Source organism: Helcococcus kunzii ATCC 51366 (assembly GCF_000245755.1).
Lineage (GTDB): Bacteria > Bacillota > Clostridia > Tissierellales > Peptoniphilaceae > Helcococcus > Helcococcus kunzii.
Genome location: NZ_JH601089.1, coordinates 119,768 through 129,356 on the forward strand (window position 1 = coordinate 119,768; position 9,589 = coordinate 129,356).

A 9,589-nucleotide genomic window follows, 5' to 3' on the forward strand; every position below is an offset into this window, starting at 1 on the left:
AATAAAATAGTCAAAACAACTAAGTAGTCAATTGATGTAGAGACAAAAACTAATAAAGCGGATACTATTGTTTCCATTATTTCTCCTTTCAAAATGTTTAATTTTTATAACCAATCAAAAATTGACTGCAAACACATTGTGCCTTGGCAGTTGCCAATGGAGACATTTGAAGAAATAATTTCACAATTTTCCCACCTTTTCTTTTAAGTATTATTTAAACTCTACTTAAATTATCAAATTTTGTCAAGTATGATAATAGATATCCACTCAAACTACGAAGATTGTATATACATAAGATTAGATCTAACAAAGATTATTTATCTAATATTGAATCATCTCATTCACTATTTTTAATGCTGCTTAGCCTTTTAATAAAAAAATTAATAATATGATTATTTAGTTAAAAATTCATAAACCTATTGATTTCAGGCTTTACAGAGCCTCTAACCCTCTATTCCCTTGTCATCAATACTAGAGCCTCAGCCGTAGCTTTCACCAATTGAAGTTCGTTATTCACTCGCTTCTCTTTGGGAAAGTCTGGCATGCCCACAGGGCACACGTGAGGCCTATTCAGTTTTTCTCCAAGAGCGTAGCGATTGGCTAAGAAAAACTAATGCCTTTGGTACCTCTGCTTCGCATCGATTAGCTTTGCTAATCGCGCGATAGCAGGGTTAGGGCTTCAACATGTTTCGAGTTGCCTTGATAGCTATCAAAACTGCGTTCTCAACCCTATGGTTAAGGGGAACATATCCACACTCGTAGTTGAAAACATATCCAATATTGGCTCTCGTTTGTGGGAAGATATCAACGGTTTTGTCTGTTCGTGAGAACATATCAACTCAAATCATTTCATGGTTAATCCCTTATCAATGGCTTCCTGAATAATCTTATGACAACATACCCCCAAAGGACTGTTTTCCTTACAAAGCGAATTTTTCATTGCTCCAGTTATGGCATTTACTTCTTTAACGGTTTTCGCACCATGCTTTACAACTGCTTCAATTACCTGTTCTTCTGTGACTTTGCTGCAATAACAAGCATACTTAGGATCTGCATCTTTCTTAAACCAGATAGGAACCCTAACTTGGTCTTTTAAGAATTTTATTTCTTTATCTAAGTTATAGTAAATAACGTCGCAGTCCTCATTCATGCATATCTTATATTGATCTCCATCAACGGCATTACGATAATCATCTGTCACCAAGTGTTCAACGGTTATCCTACTAACTGTTACTCCTTCATTATTACAAACAGGGCAACTCTCCTTTGTTCTATTTAAATTTTGTGTGATACATTCACAGCAACATTCATCAATAACTTTCAATTACATAACCTCCATATCTTTAAAACCATTTAATTCAAGGTAAATCCCAACCAATTTTCATTTATAGTTTTTAAATTAAAAAATACCCCTTGATTGTATCGTCAATTATCGGTATCATTCAAGGGGTGAATAGGAAAAATAGTTTATAGATTCTTTACATTCAAAGCTCTAAAAGCATTTAATACTGCAATGATAGTTACACCTACATCTGCAAATATAGCTGCCCACATAGTAGCTATTCCAAAAGCACTCAAAATAAGAACAATTATTTTTATTCCAATTGCAAATACCATGTTTTGATGTGCAATTTTTAGTGTCTTTTTAGAAATCTTCATTGCAGTAGCAATTTTCGATGGCTCATCAGTCATAATTACAACATCAGCAGCTTCAATGGCCGCATCAGAACCTAAACCACCCATTGCTATTCCAATGTCTGCACGAGCTAATACAGGTGCATCATTGATTCCGTCTCCAACAAAGGCAAGTTTACCTTTTTTAGATTTTTGCGAAAATAATTCTTCTAGTTTTTCAACTTTGTCTGCTGGCAACAGTTCTGCATAAACCTTATCAAGACCAAGCTCTTTAGCAACTTTTGAACCAATACTTTTATTATCACCTGTCAACATAACTGTTTGTTTAATATTAGCTGCCTTAAGTTCCTTGATTGCTTGTGCTGAATCTTCCTTTACCTCATCGGAAATTACAATGCAACCTATATATTTGTTATTAACAGCAACATGTACAACAGTACCAATCAGCTCTCCCTTGAAATAAGGGATATCCATCTTTTTCATAAGTTTGATATTTCCTGCCATAACCTTTTTGCCATCTACTGTTGCAATAACACCATGACCTGATATCTCTTCTACATCTGAAATACGTCCATTGTCTATTTCTTTGCTATATGCACGTTTCAGTGAAAGTGAAATCGGATGATTGGAATAGCTTTCCGCATGTGCAGTTAATTCTAGTAGCTCTTCTTTGGAAACTCCTTCTGGATGAATTTCCTGTACATTAAATACACCTTTCGTTAGTGTTCCAGTTTTATCAAAAACAACAATTTCAGTTTCTGCTAATGCCTCTAAATAATTACTACCCTTGACTAAAACACCTTTTTTTGAGGCTCCACCTATTCCACCGAAGAAACTCAACGGAATTGAAATAACTAAAGCACACGGACAGGATACCACAAGGAATGCTAGTGCTCTATATATCCAATCACTAAAAGTCGCCCCGTCTATAACAAGAGGCGGTATAATAGCTAGAAAAACTGCAATTATAACCACAACCGGTGTATAATATCTCGCAAACTTCGTAATAAATTGTTCTGAATTGGATTTTTTACTACTTGCATTTTCAACTAAATCAAGAATTTTACTTACAGTAGATTCTCCAAATTCCTTGGTAACCTCTGCTGTAATAACCCCATTAATGTTGATGCACCCACTTAGGATATCACTTCCAACTTCTACTTCACGAGGAACAGATTCGCCTGTTAGTGCCGATGTATCAATCATTGAACTTCCCTCTATTACCTTGCCATCAAGAGGAATTTTTTCTCCTGCTTTAATTACAATAATATCTCCAATTTGTACTTCATCTGGGTCAACTTTGACAAGTTCATCACCTTTTTTAACATTTGCATAATCTGGTCGAATATCCATAAGGCTTGCAATTGACTTTCTCGACTTGCCAACTGCATAGCTTTGAAACAGTTCTCCAACTTGATAAAACAGCATAACTGCAACACCTTCAGGATACTCACCAATAAAAAATGCACCAATTGTTGCAATACTCATTAAAAAGTTTTCATCGAAAACTTGACCTTTAAAAATATTTTTTACAGCTCTTTTTACAACATCTCCACCTACAATAATGTAACTTATTATAAAGAGAGCAATCTGTAACCATTCGTTATTTAAATTAAGCAATACTGCTGTAGATAACACGGCTGCACCAATAATTATTCGCCATAGTCGTTTTGTCATACTAAATAGCCTCCTTTAAGCCTTTTTCATAGTTGTATCGGGTTCGATTTTTTTAACTATTTTTTCGGCCTCTGCTATTATTGTTGGCATTTTTTCATCCTCACCATCAATAACGAGTTTTGTGGTCATAAAGTTAACAGTAGCTTCTTTCACTCCATCAAGCTCATTAATAGCCTTTTCCATTTTTGCCGCGCAATTTGCACAATCTAAACCTTCAAGTATAAATTTCTTTTTCATTATTAAATCCTCCTAAATATTATTTGTAATTTTATTTTGAATACTACAAGTCTTTTTCAAATTTTCTTGAAGCATTGCTCATTTGAAATGAAGACTTAAATATATTCCCAAATATCTTCAAAAAATATTCTATTCTACCGCATTACTACTTCTCGTTGATATGAATTAGACCTTGGTCAAATATTTCTCTTACATGATCATCAACTAATGAATAATATACTACTTTTCCTTCTTTTCTACTTTTCACTAAATTAGCTTGTTTTAAGACTCTCAGCTGATGGGAAATTGCTGATTGTGTCATGTTAAGTAATACAGCGATATCACAAACATACATTTCAGCTTCATGTAAAGCCCATAATATCCTGATTCGTGTTGAATCTCCAAATACTTTAAATAATTCTGCTAGATCATAAAGGCTTTCTTCATGAGGCATTTTATCTCTAACTTGATTTACAATATCATCATGAATTACATTGCAGTCACATCTTTCAATTGAATTAAATTTTTTAGTCATATTATCACCTCTTTTTAAATCATTTTATATGAATACTTGAACAATCATTCATTCGTTGTGTATTTATTATATTCTTATTTTTTTCTTGTGTCAATAGTTATATGAGCATTTATTCAAGTGTTTTTTATATTATTTAAAATATCTCAAAAACATCTACTAAGACATTAGTACCATCCTTTCTCGGTATCCTGTTCCATACATATCCTTTAAACAAATCCTTAAAAATAAAGACTTCACCTTCGTACAAGTTTTCGGTTTCTTTAATAGCTTCATCTAACAGCTTATTACATCACTCATATGGACAACTCCTTATCAATAACCTTATAAACAACATTTTTGATAATATCACATGTATAAATCATGTAAAAGTCAATGCAAAAACCGCCAATCAAGAGAAACTAACTCTTAATTGACGGTTTATATTAGTATTAAATCATACTTCCATTTCAATTCTAGATTTAAAGCATATTACAAAGTGGTCATCATAAACACTAACATTCTGGATAATCTTCCTTACTAGGGTATCAGAATATCTCAGAGTACAGTATTTGTTATTGCGGATAAATTCTATCAGCTCGCTGATTCTCTCATTCTCACCACTCAAGGATGCATCTTCAATAAGGAGCGCCTGACGTTTTTCACGCAGCTCATGAATCTCATCAACAGTAATAACTCCATTCGTAATTATATATCCGTGTGGTACATAGGCCATTTATCTCACCACCTCCAGAAAATAAACTAACTACATTGATTTCACTCATATTACCCCCCAATCTATCGTTACGTAAATTTTTGAAAGAGTTGTTGATCTCTTCAAAACTAATATTCGAATAATTGCTAATAACATTAGAAATTTCTATTATTGTCTTCTCTTGATTACTAATTTGATTTGATAATTTTTCACCTAAAATTTCTAATTTTGCTTTATCTTTATTACTAAACTTATCTACATCTGGAAGTTTAATTTTATTTAAGTAATATTTCTGAATTTTAAATAAGTCCTTACCATATCTTTTCCCTAAGTTTTCTAATTGATAAAAGGTGTAATAATTATTCAATAGGCTCATTAATAAGTAGGAACTTATTTTAGGATAGACGATATAAAAATTATCCCTAACTAAATCCACATTGTGATCACATTTTTATAATTCTTAAACACGCTTCCCCATCCATACCGTTGACACGACCTACCAAAATATCCAAAGTGTTAAGCGATTTTCTTAATTTTCACAAGCAAAGCGAAGTGGAAATTATTGAAAATGCTTACCTACTTGGTGCTACGACCTTTCCTAAATATTCATAGTGTTGCTACAAGCAAGTATTTAGAATATATTTATGACCACTAATTTCAATAAATTTATAATCTCATTACTCAACCTAAAAATCATAAACCTATTGATTTCAAGCCTTCCAGAGCCTTTAGCCAACTATTCCCTTGTCATCAATACTAGAGCCTCGACGTGCATCGTCCTCGGAAACTGATCAAAGCACTCTATCTCTTCAATTGTGTATCCATTCTCTGTGAAAACTTTAAGATCTGCGACTTGTGTTTCAGGGTTACAGGAGATATATACGATTTTGTCTGCTTCCATTTTACAGATTTTTCTAATTGCATCGTGGTGGATTCCGCTTCTTGGCGGATCTAAAACTACAACGTCTGGATTGTCGGTTAAATTGTCAATTTCTGCTAAGACGTCATTTGCTCTGAAGTCTAGGTTTGAGAGCCCGTTAATTTCTGCATTTTGTCGTGCTTTTTCTACCGCTTCTTCGATTATCTCTACACCAATTACTTTTGAGGCTTTTTTGGCAAAAATTTGCGAAATTGTGCCAGTACCGCAATATAAGTCGTAGACTGTTTTTTGATTAATGTCACCTGCTAGTTCTAAGGCTTTGTTGTATAGATTTTCCGCACCTTTTGGGTTTGGTTGAAAAAATGAGAATGGGCTAATGTTGAAAATCAATCCATTTATTTTTTCTGTTAAGTGGTCTTCACCCCAAACTTTTGTTATTTTATCAGGCTTTATTGCTGCTGCAATGGAATCAGAAACTGTGTGATAAAATGATGCGATTTTGCCCTCAATTTTTATGTTTTCGAATCCAGAAATGTATTCATCTAGAATGTCTTGTGTTAATTTTTCAGTTGTTGGCGTTACAAGATTTAGCATGAATGTTTTTTGATAAAATGAATATCTTATTACATAATACTTTAAATCACCTTTATGGGTAGTTTTATGGAAGAAATCGAATCCTCTCTCTCTAAAAAAGTTTTGTGTATATTCTCTTATCACTTCAAAATCTGGATGGGCAATTTGACAACCCCCATATTCTGTGAGTTCATAGAACTTTCCAATTGTGTGATTGCCTAGGACTAATGGTCCACCCTTATAGGAGTCTCCAAATGTGTATTCCATCTTATTTCTGTAGTTTTCAATAATTGGGGAAGGATTTAATTTAATTGATTTTTCCCAACCAATCTTTTTATATAGATTGGAAATCATTTTTTCTTTTAATTCTAACTCTTTTGAATATTCAAGATTTTGAAATTTACAGTTACTACACGCATTTGGGTTTTCACAGAAATTATTTATTTCTAATGGAGACTTCTCAACAATTTCCATTAGTTTCGCTTTTATATATCCAGCCTTTTTCCTACCAGCATGAATAATCACTTCTTGCCCCGTTATGCCACCTTTAAATCTATACTTCTTGCCTTCCTCATCCTCTCCAATCGAGTAATTCGGGTAAACCATATCTACTATTTTTACTTTTTTTTCTGCCATATTTTTCCTATTCTTCTAATGATTTTTTAACCTGCGGTCCTACTAAAACTTTATCCCCATCTATAAGTATTGGTCTTTTAACCAACATTCCATCTGTAGAAAGTAGTTCATATTTTTCTTCCAAACTCATATTTGGTAATTTGTCTTTTATATTATTTTCCCTATAGATTGTGCCAGAAGTGTTGAAAAACTTCTTAATATCTAAGCCTGATTTTTCGTGAAATTCTTTGATTTCTTCTGCACTTGGATTATCTTCTTTAATGTCTCTATATTCGTATTCTATCCCCTTTTCTTTCATTAAATTTTCTACACCTTTACAAGTACTACAGTTTTTATAGCAAATAAGTTTCATTTTTCCTCCTTTTTGAGCCATTCAACAATTTGTTCTGACAAATATCTCGGTTTTTGAGTATAAATCTCATGAGTCGTATTTTGAATAATCTTAATAGTAATATCATCGCGATTAGTTTCGTAATATTTGTCAATTTTATTCTTTTTATATTCAAAAACATAATTTGGACTATCCGCAACTATAAACAATACTCTGGAATGTAAATCAACATTAAAAATATCTTTATAGTCATCAGCAATAATTGAAATTAAATTTGAGATAGTATCTGGATTCATATTTAACGTATTTTTGATTATAATATCTCTTGTCTCTTGTATATCTTGTTCTAGATCTCTGTTATCAAAATCGTATCCAATGATACCTCCATCTAGAATAATTAAATCGCTAGGATTTATCACCTTATTAAACTTAAGTGCCAAATCAGCACCCATAGAAAAAGCCATAACAATAGAGTTTTTAGGAATGGTATTCTTCAACCATACTACAAAATCTTTCTCATCAACTATTCTAACATTAACATTAGAATACTGCCCTGGAATATCTAAAAATCTTATCTCATATCCATGTTTGTTTAATTCAGTATTTAATAATTGTGTAGACTCTTTAGTGCTTCCTAAACCTGAAATAAAGTGTATAGTCTTCATAACTACCTCCTACACTTATTATACCAATTATAATACAAAAAGGGACTGTTGCATAAGCCCCTCTTTTATCATTTTTAATTTCTCTACATTTCACCAATCAATACTATTTCTTAATCACAACTGCTTGATATTGTTTCATTTCCCTGAAATCAAAGTCATCGTAGTTATTAATCAATATTTCGCCATCTTTATATTTTTCAATTATTGAACCATCCACTTCTAAATCAGTGTTTTCACCAATAAAGTTAAGCATAATCAAAATCTCTTCATTTTCAAAAATTCTCTCGAATGCATATGTTTGATAAATGGATTCAACTTTTTTGTATTTTCCTTCAGAAATTGCTTTGTGATTTTTTCTGATTTTTATCAACTCTTGATAGTATTTGTAAATTGATTTTTCGCTTTTTATGTCTTTATCATAAAAATTACTTACATTTCCAAAACCTATCCATGGCTCAACTGTTGAAAATCCGTGGAATGGAGAATTTTCTTCCCAAGCCACAGGCGTCCTTCCACCATTCTCTTGCATTTCTCGTTGCCAATCATCAAATAGACCAAATAATTCATCCCATCTTACTTCATCAAGCACCCATTTTTGACCATCTTTATAGTCCACCTTTACGAAAGGTCGCATATAAATTTAGTTTATTTATTACTGAACTTTTCCAAAATAAATTATATGTATCATAAAATATATATTTTATATATACTTGATATATACATTATAATGATATAAAATATTAATGAGATAATAAATAATTTAGTAATAAATAATTTACTAGGAGGTATAAATGGCTAAAACATCAAGCATATTGATTAAAATAGAACCAGATCTTAAAGAAAGGTCTGAAACAGTTTTAAACCAATTAGGATTATCAATGTCTGTAGCAATAAATTTATTTTTAAGGCAAGTTGCCTTACAAGAAAAAATACCATTTGAATTAGAACTACCTAGGAAAAATGGAGCAATAGACGGAGATAAATTAACTGAAGAAAAACTACTTACTTTACTTGAAGAGAGACACAAGACAGCTGAAGATAAAAAAAGATATTCTCTAGAAGAAGTTAATAAAAAGTTGGATAAATTAATTAATGAAATATAATATTGTAATTTCTGAAGATGCTTATAATGATTTAGAGGAAATTATAAGATATATATCTTCAAATTCACAATATATAGAGACAGCTCATAAATTTAAGAAAAAAATTATAGATAGTATATTTTCTTTATCTATCTTTCCAAAAAGAAATAGAGTTTATATAATTTCAGAAAATAATATAAAATACAGATCTTTAATAATAAATAGTTATCGTATTATTTACTATATAGAAAATTCGAATGTAAATATTATTGGAATAATCCACACTTCTCAAAACAACACAAACTAAAATCAGCTGGAGCAAAATAAATATAAATTTTGCTCCAGTCTATTTTATCATTATTAATTCCCCTACATTCCACAAATCAATACTATTTCTTAATCACAACTGCTTGATATGGTTTCATTTCTCTGAAATCAAAATCATCATAGTTGTTTATCAATATTTCACCATCTTTATATTTTTCAATTATTGAACCGTCCACTTCTAAATCAGTGTTTTCTCCAATAAAGTTAAGCATAATCAAAATATTTTCATTTTCAAAAATTCTCTCAAATGCATATGTTTGATAAATGGATTCAACTTTTTTGTATTTTCCTTCAGAAATTGCCTTGTGATTTTTTCTGATTTTTATCAACTCTTGATAGTA

At 31.4% G+C, this 9,589-nt stretch carries 13 protein-coding genes and 1 pseudogene; 2 read left to right on the plus strand and 12 right to left on the minus strand.

Annotated elements, in window-relative coordinates; translation table 11 throughout:
* From HMPREF9709_RS10030 to HMPREF9709_RS09310, 11 genes and pseudogenes are all read right to left on the minus strand, one after another.
* Positions 1–77 (minus strand): annotated as a pseudogene (locus HMPREF9709_RS10030) (cadmium resistance protein CadD); the annotation flags it as partial.
* 767 nt (positions 78–844) lie between these two features.
* Positions 845–1,324: a Csac_0668 family 2Fe-2S cluster-binding (seleno)protein gene (locus HMPREF9709_RS09270; protein ID WP_005399368.1), complete on the minus strand. Its 480-nt coding sequence runs from the start codon at positions 1,322–1,324 to the stop codon at positions 845–847.
* Positions 1,325–1,467: 143 nt separating this feature from the next.
* Positions 1,468–3,312, minus strand: a complete 1,845-nt coding sequence (locus HMPREF9709_RS09275) for a heavy metal translocating P-type ATPase (RefSeq protein WP_005399369.1) — start codon at positions 3,310–3,312, stop codon at positions 1,468–1,470.
* 15 nt (positions 3,313–3,327) lie between these two features.
* Entirely contained in the window at positions 3,328–3,549 is a 222-nt protein-coding gene (locus HMPREF9709_RS10375) for a cation transporter (protein ID WP_003145146.1), read from the minus strand.
* A gap of 145 nt (positions 3,550–3,694) precedes the next feature.
* Positions 3,695–4,063 (minus strand): ArsR/SmtB family transcription factor, encoded by a 369-nt coding sequence (locus HMPREF9709_RS09285; RefSeq protein ID WP_005399370.1) that lies wholly within the window; start codon positions 4,061–4,063, stop codon positions 3,695–3,697.
* A 133-nt stretch (positions 4,064–4,196) separates the two neighbouring features.
* Positions 4,197–4,343 (minus strand): DUF1413 domain-containing protein, encoded by a 147-nt coding sequence (locus HMPREF9709_RS09890; RefSeq protein WP_157573294.1) that lies wholly within the window; start codon positions 4,341–4,343, stop codon positions 4,197–4,199.
* 379 nt (positions 4,344–4,722) lie between these two features.
* Positions 4,723–5,121 carry a hypothetical protein gene (locus HMPREF9709_RS10105; protein ID WP_040464297.1) on the minus strand — a complete coding sequence of 133 codons (399 nt, stop codon included), beginning with the start codon at positions 5,119–5,121 and terminating at the stop codon, positions 4,723–4,725.
* Positions 5,122–5,490: 369 nt separating this feature from the next.
* Positions 5,491–6,843: a 23S rRNA (uracil(1939)-C(5))-methyltransferase RlmD gene (gene rlmD, locus HMPREF9709_RS09295; protein ID WP_005399373.1), complete on the minus strand. Its 1,353-nt coding sequence runs from the start codon at positions 6,841–6,843 to the stop codon at positions 5,491–5,493.
* A 7-nt stretch (positions 6,844–6,850) separates the two neighbouring features.
* Complete coding sequence (locus tag HMPREF9709_RS09300) at positions 6,851–7,195, minus strand: Spx/MgsR family RNA polymerase-binding regulatory protein (protein ID WP_005399374.1); 345 nt, start codon at positions 7,193–7,195, stop codon at positions 6,851–6,853.
* Positions 7,192–7,839, minus strand: a complete 648-nt coding sequence (locus tag HMPREF9709_RS09305; RefSeq protein ID WP_005399375.1) for a hypothetical protein — start codon at positions 7,837–7,839, stop codon at positions 7,192–7,194. The genes HMPREF9709_RS09300 and HMPREF9709_RS09305 overlap by 4 nt, the downstream gene beginning before the upstream one ends.
* Before the next feature lie 103 nt (positions 7,840–7,942).
* Positions 7,943–8,473, minus strand: a complete 531-nt coding sequence (locus HMPREF9709_RS09310; protein WP_005399376.1) for an alpha-amylase family glycosyl hydrolase — start codon at positions 8,471–8,473, stop codon at positions 7,943–7,945.
* Positions 8,474–8,630: 157 nt separating this feature from the next.
* Between HMPREF9709_RS09310 and HMPREF9709_RS09315 the strand changes: the two genes are divergently transcribed.
* Both HMPREF9709_RS09315 and HMPREF9709_RS09320 read left to right on the plus strand, forming a co-directional pair.
* Positions 8,631–8,942, plus strand: a complete 312-nt coding sequence (locus HMPREF9709_RS09315; protein ID WP_005399377.1) for a type II toxin-antitoxin system RelB/DinJ family antitoxin — start codon at positions 8,631–8,633, stop codon at positions 8,940–8,942.
* Entirely contained in the window at positions 8,932–9,228 is a 297-nt protein-coding gene (locus tag HMPREF9709_RS09320) for a type II toxin-antitoxin system RelE/ParE family toxin (protein ID WP_005399378.1), read from the plus strand. Before HMPREF9709_RS09315 ends, HMPREF9709_RS09320 begins: the two co-directional genes overlap by 11 nt.
* An 82-nt stretch (positions 9,229–9,310) precedes the next feature.
* Here HMPREF9709_RS09320 and HMPREF9709_RS10110 read toward each other — a convergent pair.
* Positions 9,311–9,589 (minus strand): hypothetical protein (locus HMPREF9709_RS10110; protein ID WP_005399379.1); only part of this gene is annotated, 279 nt, incomplete at its 5' end.

Bases quoted from the DNA above. Each gene is read 5' to 3' on its own strand.
- HMPREF9709_RS09275 (WP_005399369.1), bottom strand. From the start codon at position 3,312: ATGACAAAACGACTATGGCGAATAATTATTGGTGCAGCCGTGTTATCT.
- HMPREF9709_RS09310 (WP_005399376.1), bottom strand. From the start codon at position 8,473: ATGCGACCTTTCGTAAAGGTGGACTATAAAGATGGTCAAAAATGGGTG.
- HMPREF9709_RS10375 (WP_003145146.1), bottom strand. From the start codon at position 3,549: ATGAAAAAGAAATTTATACTTGAAGGTTTAGATTGTGCAAATTGCGCG.
- HMPREF9709_RS09285 (WP_005399370.1), bottom strand. From the start codon at position 4,063: ATGACTAAAAAATTTAATTCAATTGAAAGATGTGACTGCAATGTAATT.
- rlmD (WP_005399373.1), bottom strand. From the start codon at position 6,843: ATGGCAGAAAAAAAAGTAAAAATAGTAGATATGGTTTACCCGAATTAC.
- HMPREF9709_RS09315 (WP_005399377.1), top strand. From the start codon at position 8,631: ATGGCTAAAACATCAAGCATATTGATTAAAATAGAACCAGATCTTAAA.
- HMPREF9709_RS09305 (WP_005399375.1), bottom strand. From the start codon at position 7,839: ATGAAGACTATACACTTTATTTCAGGTTTAGGAAGCACTAAAGAGTCT.
- HMPREF9709_RS09320 (WP_005399378.1), top strand. From the start codon at position 8,932: ATGAAATATAATATTGTAATTTCTGAAGATGCTTATAATGATTTAGAG.
- HMPREF9709_RS09300 (WP_005399374.1), bottom strand. From the start codon at position 7,195: ATGAAACTTATTTGCTATAAAAACTGTAGTACTTGTAAAGGTGTAGAA.